The organism is Microbulbifer flavimaris, from assembly GCF_001641755.2.
GTDB classification, from domain to species: domain Bacteria; phylum Pseudomonadota; class Gammaproteobacteria; order Pseudomonadales; family Cellvibrionaceae; genus Microbulbifer; species Microbulbifer flavimaris.
The window spans coordinates 140,028-162,313 of record NZ_LRFG02000002.1; the positions used below are offsets into that span (position 1 = coordinate 140,028).

Consider the following 22,286-nt stretch of genomic DNA (forward strand, 5'->3'; position numbering starts at 1 on the left):
AACAAGAGAGCAGAGAAACAAGCGGGCGCCTAAAGCCACCAGCGCCTCAGGCGATTGGCTTACACTGCGCATAAATTGCCTGAAGAGCCCAAGGGGCACAGTGAATCACGCTACTGACTGCTATTATGCTGACCAATAAATGACAAAAGGCACGGATGCCCACTCTATGCATTGTTTAATTACCGGCGGCACCGGCTTGATCGGCCGGCACTTTTGCCAGCAGTGGCTTGCTCGCGGCAATACCGTGACAGTGCTGAGCAGACAACCGGATAAAGTCAGGGAACTGTGCGGCGAGACTGCCACCGGTGTGGCCGAACTGCACCAGGTAGAGGAACCGGTGGATGTGGTGGTTAACCTGGCCGGTGAACCCATTAACCACCGCTGGACAGAGAAGCGCCGCGAAGAAATCCGCAACTCCCGTATCGATACCACAGAATTGCTGGTGCGCTGGTGCCTGTCACTAACGCAACGCCCGCGTTTCGTCCTGTCCGGTTCCGCAGTGGGCTATTACGGTGACAGAGGCGGCGACCTGCTGAAGGAAAGCAACCCGCCGGGAGGCGGTTTTTCCGCCGAACTCTGCCGTGACTGGGAGGCGGCCACCATGCCCCTGCAGCAGGCGGGGATTTGTGTGGGCATCATGCGCACGGGAATCGTCCTCTCGACCCGCGGTGGCGCACTCACCCAGATGCTGCCCCCGTTCCGGCTCGGCGCCGGCGGGCCAATGGGATCGGGCGAACAGTGGATGAGCTGGATTCACGAGGACGATATCGTCGGGCTGATGCTGCACGCCATCGACCGGCACGTATGCCTGCCATTCAACGCCTGCGCACCCGAGGCAGTAACCAATAACAGCTTCGCCCGGCTGCTGGCCAAGCAACTGCATCGGCCCTGCCTGGTACGCACTCCGGGCTGGGCGCTGAAATTGATGTTCGGTGAAATGGCGGAGGAGCTGCTGCTGGCAAGCCAGCGCATGGAGCCGCGCACAGCACTGGATACCGGTTACACCTTCCGCTTCCCCACACTCGAGGCCGCGCTCGCGGACTTGCTGGACAACCGCCAGCCCCGCAAAGCCCAGGCCTGAGTCAACATGAGCGGGGAGCCCCTGTTCCGGGCTCTTTATTGAGCGGGGAGCCCAAGAGCGACCGACAGACGGTCAGGCCGCCTCTTCACTGGCCTCCAGGGCCTGCGTGAGGTAGCGGCGGCCGGATTCTCCCTCCACTGCCTCTGCAGCGCACTCCATCGGTGCAGAGCCGACCCACTGCGCATGCCAGCGGTACCAACGGGGTTCTCCCGCCTCTATACGCAGCTCGATGAAATCAGCCTCCACGGGATCGATGCGGAATTCCCGCACAATCTGCCCGGCAAAGGTCTCGAAGTTCTTGCGGACCAGACCACCCGCCTCACTACCGGCGGTGAGAAACACCAGATCGCGGCCACCACGGCGCACCCGGCGGAAGCCAACCTCCACCAGACGATTCAGGCGATTGTGTAACTGAAGGGGAGAAAAAGACGCTGGAATTGCCATCATTTCAGCGGTACCTCTTTTATTCTTATGGTTGCTCTCCACAGCCACTGCTCCATTGCTTTTCAACCAACGAACGCCACTGTGGGCTTCACATCTTTGGCCCCGGAATCAGGACCCTACAAGGCATTATCGTGACCGGAACCGGCGGCCAAATTCTGTCTTTTGACGCCAGTTTCGCAGCCTGCCCGAGCCTCTAGCCTTGAGAAGACGGACAGGGGCATTAGTTCCTCAACATTTATGTTCTGGCGGCAGAGGCCTCCAGTAATACCACCACTGACCAAGCAACTCGCGCCAGTAAACCTGAGTACGCAGCATGGCAGAAGCCGTCGGCAGCCAGCTCAACAACCCGCTCTGGGCGCGGGGAAGCAGCTCGCCGGGCGCCCCCACCGCAAGTGGCTGTACCTGCAGGCCGGCGCGGGCAAAAACCCGGGCCGCCCGCGGCATATGCCACCAGTGGGTGACCAGCACAATGCTTTCAACACCGGAGTCATGAAGGATCGCCGCACTGTTGACCGCGTTCTCGGCCGTGGTACGGCTGCAATTCTCTTGCCAAGTCACTGGCCTCTGCAGGCGCTCCTTCATCACGGCCGCCATCAATTGGGCCTCCGAGTCCCGTTCACCGGCATAAACACGTCCGCCGCTGACCAGCACCGGCAGCTGGCCGGGGCCCTTGTCCACAGCCCACATCAACCGCTCGAGACTGGTGGCAGAGAGCCGTTCGTTACCACTCTTCTCATCCCGGTAACGACCTGCGCCCAACACCACCACAGCCTGGGGCACGGCCTCGGCCTGGGGCGGCGCCTGCCCCACCTGCTTACCGAGCCAGTAGGAAAAGGTCGGTGTCGCCGAAATCCACAGGGTCGCGACAGAGAGAATAGCCAGCGGTAGTGACAGTTTTGCGAAAACCGTCGAAGAGGGCAGCAGCCACAGCACAAGAGCCAGCAATAGCCCCAGCAACGGTGCCAGTGGCGGCATCACCAGGGTGGTCAGGGCAGCCTGGGATTCCATCAGCGCTCGAGACCACCGGTAATCTGGCGAAAGACACCGTACCCGCAGCGATGGCAGGGGGTGATCTGGGTGTTCTCGGGGGGAAGGGCGCGGTAACCGCAGCCCAGGCACTGCAATTCCTCCCCCGCACCCACGGTTTCGCCGGCCAGGGCCCAGGGCTCTCCGGCCCGGATACAGCGCATCAGCTTGGGCCAGGCAGTCTCGGTGGGGTCTGCGGCATCCAGAAACAGCTCTCCGGCGCGCTCTTCAGTGGTTTTCAGCTCACCACCAAGGCCGCGCAGGTACTTCGCTGCCCGGTGCAGGTCGTCCTTTAGCCAGGCGCGCAGAAACGCCATCTTATTGGCCGTGAGTTCCTCTACAGCCAGCTCACCCTCGACCAGATTTTCCAGATCCTGGCGCAGTTCTTCCGCCAGATCCTCCTCAGGGGGCAACTTCGGTTCCTTCGTCATGGCATCCCTCATATAATTCCGCGCTTTCCAGTGTACGAATAGGACTGGAATTCCCACTACGAATTGAGTCACAGAGTATAGGTTCCCGCCGATGGAAGAGCAGTACAACCCCTCCGCAGTCGAAGCCGCCGCCCAGGAGTTCTGGGAGGAGCAGAAGAGCTTTGAGGTCACGGAGGACACCAGCAAGGAAAAATTCTACTGCCTGTCCATGTTCCCCTACCCCAGCGGCAAGCTGCACATGGGGCATGTGCGCAACTACACCATCACGGACGTGATCTCCCGCTTCCAGCGCATGCAGGGCAAGAATGTGCTGCACCCCATGGGCTGGGACGCCTTCGGCCTGCCGGCGGAGAACGCAGCGATCCAGAACAAGACCGCCCCGGCCAAGTGGACCTATGCCAACATCGATTACATGAAAGGCCAGCTGAAAGCGCTGGGCTTCGGCTTCGACTGGTCCCGCGAGCTGGCTACCTGCCAGCCGTCCTACTACCGCTGGGAACAGTGGTTCTTCACCCGCCTGTACGAGAAGGGCCTGGTGTACAAGAAGAACTCGGCGGTGAACTGGTGCCCCCACGATGCCACCGTGCTGGCCAACGAACAGGTCGAGGACGGTGCCTGCTGGCGCTGCGGCACCACCGTGGAGCGCCGCGAGCTGGCCCAGTGGTTTATCAAGATCACGGACTACGCCGAGGAACTGCTCAACGACCTGGACAAGCTGCCCGACTGGCCGGAGCAGGTGCGCACCATGCAGCGCAACTGGATCGGCAAGAGCAAGGGCGTGGAGCTGAGCTTTGCCCTGCCCCACACCATCGCCGGCGTGGACCACTTCGACGTGTACACCACCCGCCCTGACACCCTGATGGGTGTCACTTATGTGTCCATCGCCGCCGAGCACCCGATTGCGCTGGAACTGGCAGAGAACAATGCCGAACTGAAGACCTTTATCGAGGAGTGCAAGAAGCAGTCCCTGTCCGAGGCCGACATGGCCACCATGGAAAAGCGCGGCATGGACACCGGTATCAAGGCGGTACACCCGATCACCGGCGAGGAAGTGCCGGTGTGGGTCGCCAACTACGTGCTGATGGATTACGGCACCGGCTGTGTGATGGCGGTGCCGGCCCACGATCAGCGCGACTGGGAATTTGCCCGCAAATACGACCTGCCGATCCAGCAGGTTGTGGCCCCGGCCGGTGACGAAACCATCGACCTCGACACAGAGGCCTTCGTCGACAAGGGCGTGTTGGTGAACTCCGGTGGTTTCGACGGACTGGACTTCGAGGCCGCCTTCAACGCCATCGCCGATGCCCTCTCTGCCGCCGGCAAGGGCCGCGTGACCACCAACTACCGCCTGCGCGACTGGGGCGTGTCCCGCCAGCGCTACTGGGGCGCACCGATCCCCATGTTCAACCTGCCCGATGGCGGCGAGATCCCGGTTCCGGCGGACAAGCTGCCGATCCTGCTGCCGGAGGATGTGGAGCTGGACGGTGTGCAATCACCGATCAAGGCAGACCCGGAGTGGCGTAAGGACGACCTCAACGGCGAGCCCGTCGAGCGCGAGACTGACACCTTCGACACATTCATGGAGTCCAGCTGGTACTACGCCCGCTACACCTGCCCCGACTTCGAGCAGGGCATGCTGGATCCGGATCGGGCCAACTACTGGCTGCCGGTGGACCAATATGTGGGCGGTATCGAACACGCCATCCTGCACCTGCTCTATGCGCGCTTCTTCCACAAGCTGATGCGTGACGAGGGCCTGGTAGATAGCGACGAGCCCTTCAAGCAGCTGCTGTGCCAGGGCATGGTGCTGGCGGAGTCTTTCTACAAGGAGAAGGACGGCCACAAGACCTGGATCAACCCCGCCGATGTGGATGTCGAGCGCGACGAGAAAGGCAAGGCCATTCGCGCCGTCGAGCGCGCCACCGGTGAGGAAGTCATCGCCGGCGGCGTCGTCAAGATGTCCAAGTCCAAAAATAACGGTATCGACCCGCACGCTGCGGTCGAGGAGTACGGTGCCGACACCGTGCGCCTGTTCACCATGTTCGCCGCGCCGCCCGAGCAGACCCTCGAGTGGCACGATGCCGGTGTGGAGGGCGCCAGCCGCTTCCTGCGCAAGCTGTGGAAGACCGTGCAAGGCCACCTCGCGACCGGTAGCACCTCCGCCACTATCGATGCGGGCAGCCTAAGTGACAAGCAGCAGCAACTGCGCCGCAAGACTCATGAGACCATCCAGAAGGTCAGCGATGATTACGGCCGCCGCCAGACTTTCAACACCGCTGTTGCAGCAGTGATGGAGCTGTTGAACGAGGTGGGCAAGCTGGCGGAGCGTGACAGCGAGCAGGGTCTCGCGGTAGAGCGCGAGGCCCTGGAAGCCGCCGTCCAGCTGCTGGCACCCGTCACCCCGCATATCGGCCACCAGCTGTGGCAGGCGCTGGGTAACGAGACCGCGCTGGTGGATGCCCCGTGGCCGCAGGTGGATGAAAAAGCCCTGGTACGCTCCAGCATCACCCTGGTGGTACAGGTCAACGGCAAGGTGCGGGCCAAACTCGAAGTCCCGGCGGATGCCGACAAGGAAACTCTGGAGCAGCTGGCACTGTCGAATGACAACGTTCAGAAGTTCATTGGTGACGCGACCGTGCGCAAGGTGATTGTGGTCCCGGGCAAGCTGGTCAACGTTGTTGCCAAGTAACTCTGGCGCCAACTAACTCAGCCGCCAGGTAACCCTGGTTTCCGGGAGACCCGCCTTGTACAAACTGATTGCAATCGCCGTGGCCAGCCTGCTGGCCACCGGCACTGTTCACGCCAAGAGCCTGTCCAATCAACTGGTCGGACAGTGGCAGAGCCAATGCAAGAAAGCCTCCGGTCGCTACCTGCAGGTTATCAGCCGCTTTACCGAGGCGGGGGAATACAGGGCTACCAGCAACTTTTACACTGACTCGGCCTGTAGCGCCCCGATGGGCATGGAGATCGTATCCACCGGGCGTTACCGGCTGGGCGCGCTCTTCACCACTGCGGCCGGTGAATCAGCCCAGGAAATTGATCTGGATGTTGGTGAACTGCGCAGTGGCGGTATGACATTGCCCGGTGCCGGGGAGCGGGTGCACCAGATCATTTCGATCATCGACGGTAGACTGGTGTTCGGTGATGCTCCCGGCTTGCCAGCGGTAACCGGCGGCCAGCGCCCGACCAAACTCAATAAGAACTTCTACTCGAATAAACAATGACTAAAATTCTTGCCCGTACACTGGGCATCTTTATTGCGATAACTCTGGTCAGTAGCTGTGGCTGGCACCTGCGCGGCGCCCCCAAAAACTTCCCTCCCGGCAGCGAGCTCTACATCACCGCCGAGGATCCCCGCTCCGATATTGCCGAAGAGCTGACCCGACTGCTGCGCAGCGGCGGCATTCCCATGGCGGAAACGCCGGCACTCGCCGACTATGTGCTCACCATCCACAAAGAGGATGAACGCCGCCGCACCGTGGCTGTGGATGCCAAGGGGCGCGCCGCCGAGTACGAACTGATCACCAGTGCCCTGTACAGTGTTGCCGACAGCAATGGCCGCGTGCTGCTCAACAATGCAGAGGCAGATGTCTACCGCACGCTGGAGTGGGATGACAACGAGGTAGTGAGCAAGGGTGAGGAAGAATTGCTGTTGCGCGAGGAGATGCGCCGCGAGCTGATCGGTCGCATCATCGACCGCCTGCGCCGCATCGATGTCGGCGCCACCCTCGAAGAACGCAGTTACTGAGGCGGCCTCTCCCATGCGCCTCAACCCCCGCCAGCTACCGCAGAGCCTGAACAAGGGCCTCGCCCCCATTTATATCGTCTCCGGGGACGAGCCGCTGCTGGTGCAGGAGTGCTGTGACAGCATTCGCGCCGCCGCCAAAAAACAGGGCTTTAACGAGCGTGAACTTCTCCATGCGGAGCACAACTTCGACTGGGGGCAGCTGCTCGCATCCGCCGGCAGCATGTCCCTGTTTGCGGAAAAGAAACTGATCGAGGTGCGCCTGCCCAACGGCAAGCCCGGGGACAAGGGCAGCAAGGCCCTGCAGGAATTCGCCCAGATCGGCGGTGAGGACCTGGTCCTGCTCCTGGTGCTGCCCAAGGTGGACCGCTCCCAACTGAACAGCAAGTGGATGAAAACACTGGAGCAGCGCGGTGCGCTGATCCAGGTATGGCCCGTAGACGCCAACGAGATGCCCCGCTGGATTCATCAGCGCCTGCGCGCCGAGGGGCTGGACGCCGAGCCCGAGGCCATCCAGATTCTCGCTGAACGCGTCGAGGGCAACCTGCTGGCAGCCAGCCAGGAAATAGAGAAGCTCAAGCTACTGAGCAGCGACAACCTGATCACCGCCGCCACCATGAACGACGCGGTGGCCAGCTCCGCCCGTTATGACGTCTTCGGGCTGATTGATCGGGCCCTGGCGGGCGATGCCGAAGCGGCCGTAAAAACCCTGCACGGGCTGCGCGCCGAGGGCGTGGAGGCGCCAGTGGTGCTCTGGGCCCTGGCACGGGAGATCCGCAGCCTGCTGGAGATCGGTGAAAAACTGGACCAGGGCCAGCCGATCAACCGGCTGGTGCGTATCCAGAAACGCCAACCGCTGGTGCAGACTGCCCTGTCGCGGCTGTCGCGACGCCAGCTGGAGGCACTGCTGTTGCGTGCCCGCGCAGTGGACAACGCCATCAAGGGCGGGCGCGAGCTCAACCCCTGGACGGGCCTGCTGGAGCTATCTCTCAATCTCTCCGGCAAGCGCAGCCTCTGATTCTGTAGAGACTGCCCCACTCGCTGCGAGGCCCCCCCACCCCTTCCATCGTTTCGCACTGCGCCATCACCTCACATTGCAGTCCCGGGACCGGGAAATGCCCTGACGGTTGTCAGGAAATGCATTTTGCGGATCGCTACCGGGCGATTACATTGAATGGGCCACACCCGGCCCACCGTGAGGAGCGCAATGAGCGAGCAGCAGCCCCCCTTTGCCCAATCCGGCACTCATGAGGTATTCAACCAGGCACCGCCACTGGCGGGCCATAACCTGTATGCCGCGGACCACGCCCTGCGGGATGCCGTCCGGCGGTATGGTGCCCACTGGGCCGAGGATGACCTGCAGCGCTACGGCGAGGTCTGCGGCCGCCCGGAGATGATCCAGCGTGGCTACGATGCCAACGAATTCAAACCGCTTTTTGAGAGCCATGACCGGGTCGGCAACCGCATCGATCTGGTGCGTTACCACCCCTCCTATCACCAGTTGATGCAGCTGGCCCTGTCGGAGGGGCTGCACAGTGCACCGTGGACTGATCCCGGTCCCGGCGCGCATGTCGCCCGGGCGGCCAAGTACTACTTGCACTGCCAGCTCGAGGCCGGCCACGGTTGCCCGGTGACCATGACCTTCGCCTCGGTGCCCTCCATTCGCCTGGCGCCGCAACTGGCGGATGAGTGGCTGCCGAAAATCACTGCCCGCGGCTACGACCCGTCCAACCGCCCCCACTTCGAAAAAGCCCAGCTGACCATCGGTATGGGCATGACAGAGAAACAGGGCGGCTCGGATGTGCGTGCCAACACCACCACGGCAAGCCCGGTGGGAAATGGCGATTACGAGCTGACCGGCCACAAGTGGTTTACCTCGGCACCCATGTGTGATGCCTTCCTGATGCTGGCACAGAGTGAAAACGGGCTCAGCTGCTTCCTCGTGCCGCGCTGGCGCCCGGACGGTAGCAAGAACCCGATTCAGGTACAGCGGCTGAAAAACAAGGCCGGCAATGTCTCCAATGCCTCGTCGGAAATCGAGCTTCGCAGTGCCCTGGGCTGGCTGGTGGGTGAAGAGGGACGCGGGGTAAACGCCATCATCGAGATGGTGGCCGCGACCCGCTTCGACTGTATGATCGGCTCCGCCGGCGGCCAGCGCCAGGCAGTGGTTCAGGCCATGCACCACGCCGCCAACCGCAACGCATTCGGCAAGCACCTGATCGACCAGCCGCTGATGCAGAACGTGCTTGCCGATCTGCAACTCGAGGTCGAGGGCTCCGTGGCCATCACCATGCGTATGGCGCAGGCACTGGACCACCTGGAAGAAGAGGCGCAGCAGCTGGTGATGCGTCTCGGCACCGCGGTGGGCAAGTACTGGATCTGCAAGCGCACACCGCACCACGCCTACGAAGCCATGGAATGCCTGGGGGGTAACGGCGTGGTGGAGAATTTCATCACCGCGCGCCTCTATCGCGATGCCCCCATTAACGCCATCTGGGAGGGCTCCGGCAATATCCAGGCTTTGGATGTGTTGCGAGCGCTGGGCAAAACACCGTCGGTTCTACAGGCCTGGTATGCAGAGCTGGAACAGAGCGCTGGCGCTGACCAGCTGCTGGACCGGTGCGTACACCGACTCAAGAATCAGCTGGCAGATTCCGATCAACTGCAATATCGGGCCCGCCACCTGGTGGATCAGCTGGCCCTGACCATGCAGGCCCACTTGCTGGTACAGGGCGGCGACAGTGCCGTGGCCGAGGCTTTTATCGCTTCACGGCTCGGGGCCTCCGGCGCCCATAGTACCGGCACCCTGCCAACGGGACTGGATGTGAAAATGATCATCGAGCGAGGCAACCCACACTGCGGATACTGAGCAAACCGTCGGGTAGAGCCTGCCCCCTACCAGGGCAGCACCTCGCCGTCCCAGAACAGTAGTTTGCCATTGCGCTTTTCATCCAGCCCTGCCAGCACATCCACAATGCGCTCGGCGCTGGTCGCAGCGCTGTACAGCTTGTCTTCGCGAATATTTTTCTGGAAGGGTTTTGAGAGCTCGGTATCCGTGGTGCCCGGGTGCACTGCCACCACGCAGCAGTGATCCAGCCTGCGCCCCCACTCGATCGAGAGATTGCGGACAAACATATTGAGCGCCGCCTTGCTCATCCGATAGCTGTACCAGCCGCCCAGATTGTTGTCACCGATACTGCCCACCTTCGCCGACAGCGATGCCCACACCAGCGGATGGCTCGGTTTCAGCGCCGGCGACAGTGCGCGGGCAAGATGCATATGGGTGATGACGTTGATGCGCATGGATTCCAGCAACCAGGCGTCTTCGCACTGGTCGAGCGCCTTTTCCGGCCCGTGATCATCGGTATGCAGAATGCCACAACAACAGATGACCCAATCCGGCGGCGCTCCTTTTTCTGCGATAAATTCAGCCACCTGCGTGACCGAACCGGCATCGGTGAGATCGGCCTGTAAATGATACGCAGCGGTAAAACCCTCTGGCGCCTCACCGCGGCGACTGACGGTCAGTAATTCCGCGTCGGGAAAGCGCTGCGAAATTTCAGAACCCAGCGCCGCGGCGATACCGCCACTGGCGCCTGCGATAAGAACCCGCTCAGGTTGATCAACTACTGCCATCTCGGTCAAACCGCCTTTTTCTGGTCTGTTTCCTCGGGATATTCACCGGCGACTTTTACTGCTTTACCAGGCTGCTTTCCTTCCTCGTGCTCGCGCTGCCCGGGCTGCACCGACTGTTCACGCACCACCCGCAACATGGGTTCATCGGAACGAAAGATCAGCCCGTGAATCTCAGTGGCATTCTGCCCCTGCAGTAGCTGCTGCAGGAACTGAATGATCTGCGCAGAAATCTCCTGCCCCGGCACCAGTACCGGGATCCCCGGCGGATAGGGCACTATCTCATCTGCGCTGATGCGCCCTACCAGGTTTTTCTCCGCCTGCACGCCGTTATCCATCAGCGCCAGCTCCTCGGTTGCCGCAAAGTAGGCATCCGCGGGCAGGCATTTAAGGCGCGTGAACTCTGGCAACCGCCGCGGGGAAGTGGCGTGCAGACGCCGCCGCGGATACTGCGCGAGCTGCTTGAATGCATGTACGAGGCGCAGCAGCTTGCTCTCGGTGCTGCCCAGCGTCACCAGCACGCTCACAGTGTTGTACGTAGTCTTTTCGACCTGGATTCCATACTGGTCAAAGAGTTTGATCTGCATTTCCTTGCCGGTAAAACCACTGGCGGAAATATCGATGGTGACCTTGGTAGGATCGAGACGGATGCCATCACTGGTTAGTGGCGCCGGTATCAGGTCCTCGCGGGTGAGCGCGCGAAAAACACCGGTCTGGTCCACCGCCCGGCGCAGGGTTTCCACCATCTGCAGGGAACGCTCCAGGCGACCGTAGCCTTCCATCGCCGCCTGCTTCCGGGCCACGTCCAGGCTGGCGATCATGGCGTACTGCGGGCTGGTGGAGGCGTGCATATTGAGGTTTTCGCGGAAACGGAATTCATCAAAATCGGGATCCTGCACGTGGATCATGCTCGCCTGGGAAAATGCCGAAAGGGTTTTGTGGGTACTCTGGGTCACGTAATCAGCACCGCACTCCAGGGCGGTTGGACGCAGCAACGGATGGAAGTAGCCGTGGGCATACCAGGCCTCATCCACCAGCACCTTGACGCCCAGCGCATGGGCGCGCTCAATGATTGGGCGCAGGTCATAGCGCAAACCGTCGTAAGTGCACGAAGTGAGAACCAGCAGTCGCGCATCTCGGTTCTCCTCCAGAGCACGCTCGATATCCTCGCGGCGCACCGGTCCGTATATACCGAAGTCAGGATGTAAGGTGCATTTCAGGTAAATGGGCTCGCAGCGATTCATGACAATCGCGTGGTGGACCGACTTGTGACATGCCTGGTCGACGATGATCTTGCCACCTCCGCCGAGGATTTGCTGAATAACCACTTTGTTGGCGGTGGAGGTGCCGTTGGTCAGGAAAAACGTCTGCCGGGCCCCAAACGTCTGCGCGGCCAAGTCCTGTGAAGCCTGGATGACCGAGTGGGGTTCCAGCAGGCTATCGAGCACCTGCACTGATACCGAAAGATCGGTATTGAATACGTGCTCACCCATAAAACGGTAGAAATCTCCCACCCAGGGGCTGTTGCGCAGACTGTCACCGCCGGAATGCCCCGGGGTATGCCAGGCATCCCTTGCGCTGAATACGTAGTCCCTGAGGGTATCGGCGAAGGGAGTCGAGGCGCGCTTGGCGATAAACGCCTGCACCAGGCGGAACATATGGTTGAAGTTGCCCTCGCGGCGATCGAACAGTTCGTCGAAGCGCTGACGCAAAGACACCGAAATATCGCAACCGAGTGCGACCAGGAACACGTTCAGCTGGGCCCGCACCAGATGCAGGCGATCCGCCAGCTCTTCCGCCGCAGCCAGGCCCGGGGCCTCCACACCAGCGTCCACGATCAGGGCCTGCAGTTTGTCGTCTTTCAACAGCAGCCGTTCGGCAGCGCTGGGCAGCACCGCACTGAAGCGCAGGCCAAAGGGATTTTCGTGCTGGGCGGCGGTGTTGTTGAGAGCCTTGATCCAGTCCTGGCTCAGCTGCCGGTCGGCACTGACCAGGGCCACATGACACTCCAGGGGTTGTTGCCCCTCTCTCAGGTTGCCCAGGTCCGGCATGGTACCTTCCAAAATCTACAACATTATTTGAAAAGCATAGCCGTGAAGCGCCACTCTGCTCCCGGTGATGGGTAATACTGCTTGCTGAAACAGAAAGCAAGCTGCTGATTTTTCAGGGGTTTCTCTGTCACCGCCTCGGCGTTACGCCTCTCGGGAGCAGAGGCGGCTCAGAACCTGGCGCTGCGGACGCGACCGTCAAACTCCAGGCAGTCGACAACCCGCTGGCGCTGCACCGGCGACAGCGTATCGAGGGGGAAGTAACCCATCTCAGAGTGCTCATCAGAGAGGGTGATGACGCCCGAATCGACAAAGTGGGCGCGAAAGATAAATACGTGGGAACCGTATACCCGGTGATAGTAAATACCACTCAGGTAGTCGATCCCCACTTCCCGGCCCAGCTCTTCCCGGCATTCGCGCAGCAGGGCCTCGTGCACCGTCTCGCCGCGGTCCAGCGCACCACCGGGCAGGCCCCAGCTGCAATCGGCATAAGTCGCCCGCAGCTGCAGTATCTCGCCCGCCTCATTGGTAATGACCGCGTGAGCACTGAGGCGATAGGTGTCCTCAAACCCCATGACGAAATTCCCCGCTAGTTGGCACCACTGCCGCCTGCAGTGCGTGCCAGGTTAATGAGCCCCCCTGGCCAGCTCAAACCCGATTCCAAGGGTATTCACGTATTCGTCGTAATCGATCAGGCTCTCGCCATAACCGGTAAAGTACTTCACATAGCCGCGAACCCGGTTACCCATCGGAAAGCCCCAGCGCAGCTCGAAGGCACCGCGATTGTTCGAACGCAGGTTGTTGCGCAGCTTCAGGGAAACGCTGTGGTTATTGCGTGCGTTGTAAGTGCCGGAGAGCTCAAAGTAACCGAGGTAGGCCTCGATATCGGGGTTGTCATCCTCCTCGCTGTCCTCCGGTATCCGGTACCAGGGCTTGAAGCTGATAAGCATGTTTTCCCGCTCGAAGAAGAAATTGGCATAGACACGGTTCCAGCTCCGCGAGAGTGGCTCGCTGCGGCCATTGGACTGGTGGTTGAGCGCCAGCTGGTTGGCGACGTTCTGAAACCCGAACACACTCCAGTCATTCAGCCAGGTCACGATCAGTTCCGGTTCGTGATTGGTCTCGCGAAAAGGGGAGGAGGCATCGGAGTTATAGGCCTGCCAGAAGCTCCTGTTGGTGTAGGCGAGGCTCATAAAGGAAGCCTTGCCCAGAAAGCCCCGCCACACCGGCACCTGCACCGAGAGCTGAAACTGCACCTCGATCTCATTGAGGTGGATATCGGCGCCTTCCTCCTCGAAATCTTCCAGCCCCGCCTCGTTGGGCGCAGGGTTATAGACCACCGGCAACAGGTAGTTGACCTTGTGGGATGCCAGCGTAAAGGGGTTGTTGGCGGCATCGCGGATCGCCTGAGCGGCCTGGCTGGTGGCCAGCTCGGTGGTGGTCTCCGTCTTTCCTGGCAGTGGCTCCGCCACGGTGCCGAACAGCGGCTGCGGCTCACGCTCGTGGGGCGCCTCCCGCACCCGCTCGGCGCAGAAGCGGCGCATCTCTTCCAGGGTGATACTGGCGGGCGCCACCAACAACTGTTCGCGCAGGCAGTTATCCTCCCGCTGCTCAATGGGCAGTTCCTCCGGCGAGCTGACAATAGGGAGATCGGGCTCTGCAGGCTCCCCCTCCATCGCGGCAGGCACTTCTTGTGCGACCGCAATCCGGGCGAATGCGAGAGGCGCGAAAAACATCAAGACGAGGAAAAGTCTTGGGGCACGACCGTGTGGCAAAGCTTGTCTCCTGGCATCACTGCGGGGGCCCAAGCTTACACCCCGGCAGGCCAGAATGCTTCCGACGGGGGAAATGTTTGAACGCGAATCAGGCTAATGGGAGAGGGGCCACGGAGTTTCGAGCGCACGGGTAACGCCTGAACCGGAGAATCCCTATTCGAACCGATATAGACACTGGCGCGCGGCAGCGCTCACGCCAGCGCCTGCAACTGGGATGACCACTCAAGGTCCCGCAGCCGCACCTGCCAGAGCCGGCCGGTGCTCGATGGCCAGTCGTAGCCGATTAACAGCCCGCGACTGTCTAGGAAGCAGTGGGCATCCCGTTCCGCCTCGTCGCCGTGATAAATAAAGGCGGAGATATCCGGGCCGAGCTCCTGAGCACCCTGGATAGCCGCATCCCCGGCCATGGGCCGCGCGGAGCGAAAACTGATACGCGGTGCCAGGAGCTTGCCGCGCTGGGATGGGTCGACGATATCCGGACTGACCACTTCCAGCCCCTCGCGACGCTGATCGAGCTTCAGCAGCAGCGGTCCCATAAAGATCCGCATCAGGGGGAACAACAGGCGGTTATGCCCCTCTAGCTCGGCCTGCTGGGGGCCGTTGGGCCCGGTCCAGTGTGCGGCGATGGGGTCGCCCATGGCAGGCTCCCCGGCGGCCGGCTGCAACGCGTAGTGAGCGTTCACCTCGTCCACCTCGTCGCGCCAGCGGATTTCGCACTCGGTTACCAGCCCTTCCTGTAACCGGGCCCGCACCGCCATGCCGAAACCCTGCTCACCGACCAGCCGCTGGCTGACCACTATTCGCTGTCCCTGATCGTTCAAGCCCAGTTGCCAGCTGTCCTGCACCGGCATGGTGCGGCCATCGCAACTGTATTCATAACGTCCCTGCGCCAGCGTGGAACTCAATCGCATTGCAACCTTCCTCCCTGTTCCGTCCCGCTCGATACCCTGTCGGGTGGAACTCATTGCACGGGAAAGTATTGCACAGCGGGGGCTCCCTGCGCCGGCTTTGGCGCCCCTTCACGCTCCACTTGAAACTTACGTGCCAACTGAAAAAGTGATCACAGATAGCGCTGCCAGAAGTGTGCAGCCCCCATATTTTCATCCAGCACATAGGGCTCAAAACCGACTTTGCGATAGGCTCGTTGCGCCGGTCGGTTTTTTTCCAGAACTTCCATCGTCAGCTTGCAGCAACCGCGGCGTTTTGCCTCTGCAGCGACCAGTTCCAGCATCTGCCCGCAAACACCGCCCCCCCGGGCCTCCCCGGTGACGATCACATCATGAATATTGACCAGGGGCTTGCAGGCAAAGGTGGAAAAACCGGTGAAGCAATTGACCAGACCCAGCGCCCGGGAATCGTCAAAGGCCAGCACGGAGAAAGCCCCGGGGAATGCGGCCAGTTTCGACACCAGCTGCTCGCGGCAGGTATCGCTGAGGGGTTCACCACCACCGTAGGGGTCCCGGGCATATTCATCCATCAGCTTTACCAGTGCTTCGGCGTGCTGTGAGTTGGCATAATCCGCGAGCACAATGTCGATGGTGTTTTTGCTCATGAGCACTCCTGGTGAATCGGCAAGATGGCGTCCATAAGGGCTGTACCGCCAAACGGGGTTTCAAGATGGGGATTGTCTCAACCGGGGCTGACTAACTTTCCGACTGCTTGTCCGAATCGGCACCCGGCGTGGAGAGGCTCTTTATGTAGTTACGCAGGCGGATACGCTGGGCCAGGAGCCAGCGGGCCCGTGTGCGATGGCGGCAGAGCGGGCTGGCGCGGTAGGGACGCCGGCGTCGCTGTTGCGGCTTGCTCTTCCTTCTTCTCATCCTTTTAGCTCCTTGCCCGTGTCAGGTTGGGTGCCGCCAAACAGTAACAGGCGGTCGGCACTCGGCTGGAGCTGCAGATTAGCAAAATCAACCCGGTAATTCAGTGTCGCATCCGCCGGCCCGGCAGATGCCGCTTGGCCCCCTGCCCCATCAGGAGTAAGCTCGATCAGTCAGTGAACAGACAGTCTTTCTGGAACCCTTTTGTGCGCCCCTTAAAACACCTGATCGAAAATAATCGCCAGTGGTCACAGGCCACTTCCAAGCACCACCCGGATTTTTTCCTCAAGCTATCCAAGCAACAGTCACCCGAATACCTCTGGATTGGCTGTGCCGACAGCCGTGTACCGGCCAATGAAATTGTCGGGCTATTACCGGGAGAGCTGTTTGTACACCGCAATGTCGCCAACGTGGTGGTGCACACGGACCTCAATTGCCTGTCGGTGCTGCAGTACGCAGTGGAGATCCTCAAGGTCAAGCACATCATCGTCTGCGGACACTACGGTTGCGGTGGTGTGCAGGCGGCGCTGGAAAATCAGCAACTGGGCCTGATCGATAACTGGCTGCGCCATATTCAGGACGTGCGCGACAAGCACCAGGCACTGGTGAAGCTGTTCCAGGAGCGGCAGCGGGTTGACCTGCTGTGCGAGCTCAACGTGCTCGAACAGGTCGTCAACGTATGCCAGACCACCATTGTCCGCGACGCCTGGCAACGCGGCCAGGCACTCTCCGTCAACGGCTGGGTCTATGGCCTGCGGGACGGACTGGTGCACGATCCCGGCATCTCGATCACCAGCACCGAAGAGATTGCCGAGATCTACCACAATGCGCTCGCCAATATCGCCCAGCGCGACGCCGAGTAGCAGACTTCCCCTCCGATTTTTTTTACACTCCCGCCTCGACTTTTTCACAGCCCGGTCCGCGCCGGGCATAGCAGTTGCCTCACGGGAGAGAGCATGTCCGAGTACCGCGTTTGGGAATGCCAGATTTGTGGCTGGGTGTATGATGAGGCCAAGGGCTGGCCGGAGGATGGCATCGCCCCCGGCACCCGCTGGGAAGACATCCCCGACGACTGGGCGTGCCCGGAATGCGGCGCCGCCAAGGAAGACTTCGAGATGCTGCCGGCCGCCTCCCAGCAGGAGCAGCCCGCCAGCGAGAGCGGTGTAAAACCTGCCGGGGAGAAGGCACCAGGCGCCGAAAAAGCCCCCACGGCAACCCAGTCTGGCGGTTACCGCATCTGGGAGTGCATGGTTTGCGGCTGGGTCTACGACGAGTCCAAGGGCTGGCCCGAGGATGGCATTGCCCCCGGCACCCGCTGGGAGGATATCCCCGAAGACTGGTGCTGCCCGCAGTGTGGCGTCGGCAAGGACGAGTTCGACATGGTGCTGGTGTCCGAGGAAGCCCCGGAGCCAGCGACCACCAGCGAACCCGAGGCGCCTGCAGTGGATAGTGGCCGCGAGCCGCTGGTCATCATTGGCACCGGTCTCGCCGGCTACAACCTGGCGCGGGAATTCCGCAAGCTGGACCAGCGCACACCGCTGATCATGATCACCGGTGACGACGGTACTTTCTATTCCAAGCCACTGCTGTCTGCCTCACTGGCCCACGGCAAGACGCCCCAGCAACTGGCAAGCGCCTCCGCCGAGGACATGGCCAGGGAGCTCAGCGCAGAAATCCTCGTGCACACCCACGTCAGTGATGTGGATGCGGACACCCGCACCCTGACCCTGGTCCCCGAGGACGGCAGCCATCAGGCCACACTCCGCTACGGCAAGCTGGTCTTTGCCACAGGCGCCGCCTGCCGGCCACTGCCGCCTATGGCCGGCGACGGCCTCTCGCGCCTGTTCCGCATTAACAGCCTGGGTGACTACCACCGCTTCCGCACTGCCCTGACCAGCCAGCGCAAAGTCTTGCTGATTGGTGCGGGCCTCATCGGCTGCGAGTTTGCCAATGACCTGACTCAGGCCGGCTACGAGGTGGACCTGGTGGACCCGCTAGCCTGGCCGCTGGCGACCCTACTGCCGGAGGCCGCCGGTCGCGACCTGCAAAGCGCGCTTGAACGGGCCGGTGTGCGTTTTCACGGTGGCCGCAAGGTAGCGACGCTGAACCGCCGCGACGGCGGCATTACTGCCGAGCTGGATAATGGCGACACCCTGGAAGCAGATATCGCCCTGGCCGCCCTGGGATTACAACCCAACACCGGCCTCGCCGAAGCGGCCGGGATTAGCGTCGATCGCGGCATCGCCGTAAGCCGCACCCTGCAGAGCAGCAACCCCGATATCTATGCCCTCGGTGACTGCGCCGAGGTAGATGGGCACCTGCTGTATTTTGTCGCTCCCCTGATGCAGTGCGCTCGCGCCCTGGCAAAGACCCTGTCCGGCGACGAGACACCGGTCACTTACGGTGTGATGCCCGTCGCGGTGAAGACTACCTTGCGCCCCACTACCGTCTGCCCGCCCAGCCCCGGCAGTGAAGGCGAATGGAAAGTTGAGGCCAGCGCCGATGGAGTTTGCGCCGAATTCCGGGGGCCGGACGGACAGCTGCTCGGCTTCGCTCTGACAGGCGATGGCATTGCCCGCCGCGACAGCCTCTCGGACGAATGCCAACCAATAATGACCAGATAAGGGCGGTAGAGTCAGGAGACTGAATCTGCCACCGGGTCGTCCCTGCCCACGGTGATGAGGTGTTCCGCGCATCACCGAACGGGCATTGACAGCTTATTTGCCGTAGAATGGCCGCCTTCACTAGAAATGATCAGTTTTTAAGCAACAGTATGACCACACAGCACTCCACGGCCCCCGCTCCTAACGCACTACAGAGCCGCGCCCTGCGCGACACCCTGGGGCAGTTCGCCACCGGCGTGACCGTGGTTACCACCTGCGATGCCAGTGGCACCCCATTGGGGATGACGGTCAACAGCTTCAACTCTGTTTCCCTGGATCCGCCGATGATCCTGTGGAGTATCGACAAGCAGTCCCTGGGCTACGAGGCCTTCACCCAGCAGCCTTTCTTCGCTGTGCACATCCTCAAGGCCGATCAACAGCATGTCTCCAACCTGTTCGCCGGTCGCGGCGCCGACAAGTTTGGCCAGGTGCGCTGGCATCAAGGGGCTGAGCAGGTACCGATCCTGGAGGACTGTGCAGCCTACTTCCATTGCCGGCTGAGCAACTGCGTAGAGGGCGGTGACCACACTATCCTCCTCGGGGAAGTGCTGGACTTCAAAGCCGAGGGCGGCGAACCGCTGGTCTTCCACCGCGGCTGCTACCGGTCCCTGTCCGCCGACGACTGACCGGCGGGTAAAAATCATCCACAGATTAGTGGCCCGGTTGTCACACCCGCGTCATACTTCAGGCGCAGACTGCCGGCATGGCAGACGTGTTACCGTACAAGTTACCCTACTGTGAACGTATGCAGATACCGGGCACCCTCTTCTGCTTCGCACATCGCGGCTACCGGGAAAAGGCCACAGAGAACACTCTGGAAGCCATTCAGCACGCCCTGGAGTTCGATGTGGACGGCATCGAAATCGATATCTGGAATGTCGGCGGACAGCTGCTGGTCCAGCACGATCGGCGGCTCGGCCGCCTGATTGCCGGCAGCGAACTCATCACCGACCTCTGCCCCGAAACCCTGCGCGAGATGTTGCTCCCCTGCGGCGGCCGCGTGCCCACGCTGCGGGAAGTATTGGAGGTGGTGGGCAATCACGCCCAGCTCAATATCGAGCTGAAAGGTCCCAACTGCGCCGCCCTGGTGGCAGCGGAGCTCGAGTCCTACGTCCGCGACCATGGCGCCAGTTTCGAGCAGTACCTGATTTCCTCCTTCGACCACCGCCAGGTTTACGAGAGCCTGCAAATACTGCCGGAAGTGCGCCGCGGCGTGCTAATCGACGGCATTCCCCTCGACCTGGCCGCCTGCACCGAACCGCTCAAGGCCTATTCCATGCACCTCAGCCTGGACTTTGCCGACGCAGACATGATCGCCGACGGCAAGCGCCGCGGCCTGAAAAGTTACGTCTTCACCGTCAACAGCATGGAAGACCTGCGCCTGGTTGAGGGCATGGGCGCTGAAGGCGTGTTTACCGACGAGCCGAAGCTGGTGATGAATTACAACGCGTCGAAGACCGCGGAGGTGGTGATGCAGCAGCATTTGCAGCCGCCGGAAGAGATGGCGGATGAGCCGCCGGCCCAGGCGACGACTCCGGTGGTGAGTTCGCAGTCAGGGCCGGTTTAGCCGTGCCACGACTCATGGCCAAGCCCCTTGATTCGCTCACTCAGAATCAGATTGGAGAGCATGAGAAGAATGAAAATTCGATACAATCTCCCCGGTCTCAGCGCTGACATAGTACACCGGGCTAATTTCCCCGGTATTGGATGAGAGCATCCAGAAAAGTTCGCCAGTCACTTTGTCACTACCTACGCGCCGATAGATCAGTTTTCGCAAAATCGCACTCTCTTCTACTGGCTCCACTACATGCCCCCTGCTCCTTGTATATTCATCGAGGATGTCCTGCGCCTCTTGCCAAGACAATTCTGGCTTACTCTTCAATCCAAAATCCATGACCACCTGCGCAGTGGCGATCACTGGCAGTTTATTTTTTTTATTCACCCATATGCGTAAAAAAGCCCCTTCAACGGGGATGCCATTGATCTCTTGTGAGAAGTCATACCGAATTCGGTCACCCCAAGGGGTAATCTCGCTCAGGTCCCACTTCTCTCCCCCAACAAACGGCATATAGATGGAGAGTTTGGCTACAATCTCTTCTATTGCAACGCCAGGTTTGAGACCGAGCTTCTCGGGAATAGCCTGTATCCTGAGCAGCTCTCCCGAGGAATCTACCTCATATGAGCCGAAGAACGCCTTTCCAAACTTATCAAACCTCAGCCCTGCAGCCTCCAGCACCCTCGCCCGCTTCTCACCAAGTGAATCCCCACTCAGCCACAAAGGGCGATTTTTCAGGGTTTCACCAGGCCGATAAATCAGCTCGTTCTGAAGGTTCTCTCCCACCGGCCGAATCCTGAAGAGGGAATCCCCCTCCCTAACCACACCCGAGACTCCCTGCACTCGCTGCCCGCTGTCATCAGCGGTAATGATGCTCTCTCTTCTCAGGGTAAACCTCACATAGCTGTCCTCCCTCCACCGAACCTTGCCTTTGATGTGTACCAGACCAGATTCACTTTCATTGATCACTTCAGAAAGCACCACCTGTCGATTGAACGCGCCAATGCGAATCTCCACTGGCCTTCCAAGGTTTTTACTGGAAGCAATAGTGCCCACGCTGATCCTTCCGATTCCTGCATCAACAAGATCCCCTCCATTAGCGACCTTCAGATCAGAAAGAATCAACTCGCGAAGGTTTGAGTCAAGAGAGCGATTTTCCACCTCAGTGTAACCGTGAGGTGTAACGACGGTTAATAGAAAAATTAAAGATAGTGATAGCGCTCTTTTGTCCATCATTTCAGGCCCTCGAAATTAACTTTTCCTATGAGATTCGAACCTTTGCAAACGAGCCGCTTCAGTAACTGGTCTAACGCTCCACAGATTGCATTACAACCCAAAAGCACAGGTAACACTCTTGATCGTGCCAACAAGTGCCAGAACGAGGGAAATGAACGCCAATATCTTTCTCTTTTACTTCAATGAAGCATTGCGGCTGACTCTGATTCAGGGCCAGGGATCATGGTGGTCTTACAGGGAGCATCGTGCGATCGGCATAAGGCCCCTGAAGTACATATGGGCGGAGGGGCATCCAGCAGGCAGACTGAGAAATGAAGTAAGGGTTTGATGGAAGGGCGGGGGAAGCGGCAATCTAACGGAGCATTCTCGGGGGAACGCTCAGTGGCTATCGGGGTGCTTCACTTTGCCATGTGAACCGGTGCTTAGCCTCGACGTCGCCGCAGTTCCACCAAATACGAAAAAGGCCGAATCCTTTCGGATGCGGCCTGGAGGGAAAAAAAGTTCCGTGGGCGCTGGTCGTGCGCTAAGCGGGATGATTCGCGGGCTGCGCCCGCTCACCCCTTCGGGGTCGCCTGTCCAGGCGCTCTGCGTCGCCACGCTGCGGCTCCTTGTGAACCGGAGCTGTGCCTCGCTCCCACAGCTGGAACCCAATACGAAAAAGGCCGCATCCTTTCGGATGCGGCCTTTTTCGTATTTGGTGGAGCTAAGCGGGATCGAACCGCTGACCTCAACACTGCCAGTGTTGCGCTCTCCCAGCTGAGCTATAGCCCCAAATTTTCGCTTTCGAAGTGCGTTTCCCCTGAAAGCGAGGCGCATTTTAACAGTGCGCCGG

21 protein-coding genes and 1 tRNA gene are annotated in these 22,286 nt (G+C 60.8%); 10 read left to right on the plus strand and 12 right to left on the minus strand.

Annotation, left to right across the window (positions count from 1 at the left end):
* Positions 1 to 166 precede the first annotated feature (166 nt).
* Positions 167 to 1,081: a TIGR01777 family oxidoreductase gene (locus AWR36_RS05460; protein ID WP_067082249.1), complete on the plus strand. Its 915-nt coding sequence runs from the start codon at positions 167 to 169 to the stop codon at positions 1,079 to 1,081.
* A gap of 72 nt (positions 1,082 to 1,153) precedes the next feature.
* Here AWR36_RS05460 and AWR36_RS05465 read toward each other — a convergent pair whose 3' ends face one another.
* The 3 genes from AWR36_RS05465 to AWR36_RS05475 all read right to left on the minus strand — a co-directional run bounded on the left by AWR36_RS05465 (position 1,154) and on the right by AWR36_RS05475 (position 2,982).
* Positions 1,154 to 1,528: a hypothetical protein gene (locus AWR36_RS05465; protein WP_067082252.1), complete on the minus strand. Its 375-nt coding sequence runs from the start codon at positions 1,526 to 1,528 to the stop codon at positions 1,154 to 1,156.
* Between the two features lie 225 nt (positions 1,529 to 1,753).
* Positions 1,754 to 2,533, minus strand: a complete 780-nt coding sequence (locus AWR36_RS05470; protein WP_082679423.1) for a YdcF family protein — start codon at positions 2,531 to 2,533, stop codon at positions 1,754 to 1,756.
* Positions 2,533 to 2,982 carry a zinc ribbon-containing protein gene (locus AWR36_RS05475; protein WP_067083929.1) on the minus strand — a complete coding sequence of 150 codons (450 nt, stop codon included), beginning with the start codon at positions 2,980 to 2,982 and terminating at the stop codon, positions 2,533 to 2,535. Before AWR36_RS05475 ends, AWR36_RS05470 begins: the two co-directional genes overlap by 1 nt.
* Positions 2,983 to 3,073: 91 nt before the next feature.
* Between AWR36_RS05475 and leuS the strand changes: the two genes are divergently transcribed.
* From leuS to AWR36_RS05500, 5 genes are all read left to right on the plus strand, one after another.
* Positions 3,074 to 5,671 carry a leucine--tRNA ligase gene (gene leuS, locus AWR36_RS05480; RefSeq protein WP_067082256.1) on the plus strand — a complete coding sequence of 866 codons (2,598 nt, stop codon included), beginning with the start codon at positions 3,074 to 3,076 and terminating at the stop codon, positions 5,669 to 5,671.
* A gap of 55 nt (positions 5,672 to 5,726) precedes the next feature.
* Entirely contained in the window at positions 5,727 to 6,206 is a 480-nt protein-coding gene (locus AWR36_RS05485; RefSeq protein WP_067082260.1) for a hypothetical protein, read from the plus strand.
* Positions 6,203 to 6,730, plus strand: a complete 528-nt coding sequence (locus AWR36_RS05490) for an LPS-assembly lipoprotein LptE (RefSeq protein WP_067082263.1) — start codon at positions 6,203 to 6,205, stop codon at positions 6,728 to 6,730. Before AWR36_RS05485 ends, AWR36_RS05490 begins: the two co-directional genes overlap by 4 nt.
* Positions 6,731 to 6,743: 13 nt before the next feature.
* The gene (gene holA / locus AWR36_RS05495; protein WP_067082266.1) at positions 6,744 to 7,745 is read left to right on the plus strand and encodes a DNA polymerase III subunit delta; all 1,002 of its coding nucleotides are present in this window, start codon (positions 6,744 to 6,746) and stop codon (positions 7,743 to 7,745) included.
* Positions 7,746 to 7,934: 189 nt separating this feature from the next.
* Positions 7,935 to 9,596, plus strand: a complete 1,662-nt coding sequence (locus tag AWR36_RS05500) for an acyl-CoA dehydrogenase family protein (protein ID WP_096866619.1) — start codon at positions 7,935 to 7,937, stop codon at positions 9,594 to 9,596.
* Between the two features lie 26 nt (positions 9,597 to 9,622).
* Here AWR36_RS05500 and AWR36_RS05505 read toward each other — a convergent pair whose 3' ends face one another.
* The 7 genes from AWR36_RS05505 to AWR36_RS16180 form a co-directional block, all read right to left on the minus strand.
* Entirely contained in the window at positions 9,623 to 10,363 is a 741-nt protein-coding gene (locus tag AWR36_RS05505; RefSeq protein WP_067083931.1) for an SDR family NAD(P)-dependent oxidoreductase, read from the minus strand.
* 5 nt (positions 10,364 to 10,368) lie between these two features.
* Positions 10,369 to 12,411, minus strand: coding sequence for an aminotransferase class I/II-fold pyridoxal phosphate-dependent enzyme (locus AWR36_RS05510; RefSeq protein ID WP_082679424.1), 2,043 nt, complete (start codon positions 12,409 to 12,411; stop codon positions 10,369 to 10,371).
* 167 nt (positions 12,412 to 12,578) lie between these two features.
* Positions 12,579 to 12,983: an NUDIX hydrolase gene (locus tag AWR36_RS05515; protein ID WP_067082270.1), complete on the minus strand. Its 405-nt coding sequence runs from the start codon at positions 12,981 to 12,983 to the stop codon at positions 12,579 to 12,581.
* Positions 12,984 to 13,034: 51 nt separating this feature from the next.
* A complete protein-coding gene (locus tag AWR36_RS05520) occupies positions 13,035 to 14,183 on the minus strand; it encodes a phospholipase A (RefSeq protein ID WP_231745261.1) in 1,149 nt (382 codons plus the stop codon).
* A gap of 191 nt (positions 14,184 to 14,374) precedes the next feature.
* Positions 14,375 to 15,094, minus strand: coding sequence for a hypothetical protein (locus tag AWR36_RS05525; RefSeq protein ID WP_067082277.1), 720 nt, complete (start codon positions 15,092 to 15,094; stop codon positions 14,375 to 14,377).
* Between the two features lie 149 nt (positions 15,095 to 15,243).
* Positions 15,244 to 15,735, minus strand: a complete 492-nt coding sequence (locus AWR36_RS05530) for a GNAT family N-acetyltransferase (RefSeq protein WP_067082280.1) — start codon at positions 15,733 to 15,735, stop codon at positions 15,244 to 15,246.
* Positions 15,736 to 15,826: 91 nt separating this feature from the next.
* The gene (locus AWR36_RS16180) at positions 15,827 to 16,003 is read right to left on the minus strand and encodes a hypothetical protein (RefSeq protein ID WP_156417393.1); all 177 of its coding nucleotides are present in this window, start codon (positions 16,001 to 16,003) and stop codon (positions 15,827 to 15,829) included.
* Between the two features lie 203 nt (positions 16,004 to 16,206).
* Here AWR36_RS16180 and can point away from each other — a divergent pair, with 203 nt between their 5' ends.
* From can to AWR36_RS05550, 4 genes are all read left to right on the plus strand, one after another.
* Entirely contained in the window at positions 16,207 to 16,863 is a 657-nt protein-coding gene (gene can, locus AWR36_RS05535) for a carbonate dehydratase (protein ID WP_067083933.1), read from the plus strand.
* A gap of 93 nt (positions 16,864 to 16,956) precedes the next feature.
* Positions 16,957 to 18,624, plus strand: a complete 1,668-nt coding sequence (locus AWR36_RS05540) for an FAD-dependent oxidoreductase (protein ID WP_067082283.1) — start codon at positions 16,957 to 16,959, stop codon at positions 18,622 to 18,624.
* Between the two features lie 149 nt (positions 18,625 to 18,773).
* A complete protein-coding gene (locus AWR36_RS05545) occupies positions 18,774 to 19,289 on the plus strand; it encodes a flavin reductase family protein (RefSeq protein ID WP_067082286.1) in 516 nt (171 codons plus the stop codon).
* Between the two features lie 77 nt (positions 19,290 to 19,366).
* Positions 19,367 to 20,230, plus strand: a complete 864-nt coding sequence (locus AWR36_RS05550) for a glycerophosphodiester phosphodiesterase (protein WP_231745262.1) — start codon at positions 19,367 to 19,369, stop codon at positions 20,228 to 20,230.
* A gap of 36 nt (positions 20,231 to 20,266) precedes the next feature.
* On the opposite strand, the gene AWR36_RS05555 is transcribed toward AWR36_RS05550, so the two are convergent.
* A complete protein-coding gene (locus AWR36_RS05555; RefSeq protein ID WP_067082289.1) occupies positions 20,267 to 21,454 on the minus strand; it encodes a hypothetical protein in 1,188 nt (395 codons plus the stop codon).
* 695 nt (positions 21,455 to 22,149) lie between these two features.
* A tRNA-Ala gene (locus AWR36_RS05560) sits at positions 22,150 to 22,225 on the minus strand.
* Positions 22,226 to 22,286 lie beyond the last annotated feature (61 nt).

Coding starts and splice junctions, on each gene's coding strand:
- AWR36_RS05460 (WP_067082249.1), top strand. CDS start 167: ATGCATTGTTTAATTACCGGCGGCACCGGCTTGATCGGCCGGCACTTT.
- AWR36_RS05465 (WP_067082252.1), bottom strand. CDS start 1,528: ATGATGGCAATTCCAGCGTCTTTTTCTCCCCTTCAGTTACACAATCGC.
- AWR36_RS05470 (WP_082679423.1), bottom strand. CDS start 2,533: ATGGAATCCCAGGCTGCCCTGACCACCCTGGTGATGCCGCCACTGGCA.
- AWR36_RS05475 (WP_067083929.1), bottom strand. CDS start 2,982: ATGACGAAGGAACCGAAGTTGCCCCCTGAGGAGGATCTGGCGGAAGAA.
- leuS (WP_067082256.1), top strand. CDS start 3,074: ATGGAAGAGCAGTACAACCCCTCCGCAGTCGAAGCCGCCGCCCAGGAG.
- AWR36_RS05490 (WP_067082263.1), top strand. CDS start 6,203: ATGACTAAAATTCTTGCCCGTACACTGGGCATCTTTATTGCGATAACT.
- holA (WP_067082266.1), top strand. CDS start 6,744: ATGCGCCTCAACCCCCGCCAGCTACCGCAGAGCCTGAACAAGGGCCTC.
- AWR36_RS05500 (WP_096866619.1), top strand. CDS start 7,935: ATGAGCGAGCAGCAGCCCCCCTTTGCCCAATCCGGCACTCATGAGGTA.
- AWR36_RS05505 (WP_067083931.1), bottom strand. CDS start 10,363: ATGGCAGTAGTTGATCAACCTGAGCGGGTTCTTATCGCAGGCGCCAGT.
- AWR36_RS05510 (WP_082679424.1), bottom strand. CDS start 12,411: ATGCCGGACCTGGGCAACCTGAGAGAGGGGCAACAACCCCTGGAGTGT.
- AWR36_RS05515 (WP_067082270.1), bottom strand. CDS start 12,983: ATGGGGTTTGAGGACACCTATCGCCTCAGTGCTCACGCGGTCATTACC.
- AWR36_RS05525 (WP_067082277.1), bottom strand. CDS start 15,094: ATGCGATTGAGTTCCACGCTGGCGCAGGGACGTTATGAATACAGTTGC.
- AWR36_RS05530 (WP_067082280.1), bottom strand. CDS start 15,735: ATGAGCAAAAACACCATCGACATTGTGCTCGCGGATTATGCCAACTCA.
- AWR36_RS16180 (WP_156417393.1), bottom strand. CDS start 16,003: ATGAGAAGAAGGAAGAGCAAGCCGCAACAGCGACGCCGGCGTCCCTAC.
- AWR36_RS05540 (WP_067082283.1), top strand. CDS start 16,957: ATGTCCGAGTACCGCGTTTGGGAATGCCAGATTTGTGGCTGGGTGTAT.
- AWR36_RS05545 (WP_067082286.1), top strand. CDS start 18,774: ATGACCACACAGCACTCCACGGCCCCCGCTCCTAACGCACTACAGAGC.
- AWR36_RS05550 (WP_231745262.1), top strand. CDS start 19,367: ATGGCAGACGTGTTACCGTACAAGTTACCCTACTGTGAACGTATGCAG.
- AWR36_RS05555 (WP_067082289.1), bottom strand. CDS start 21,454: ATGATGGACAAAAGAGCGCTATCACTATCTTTAATTTTTCTATTAACC.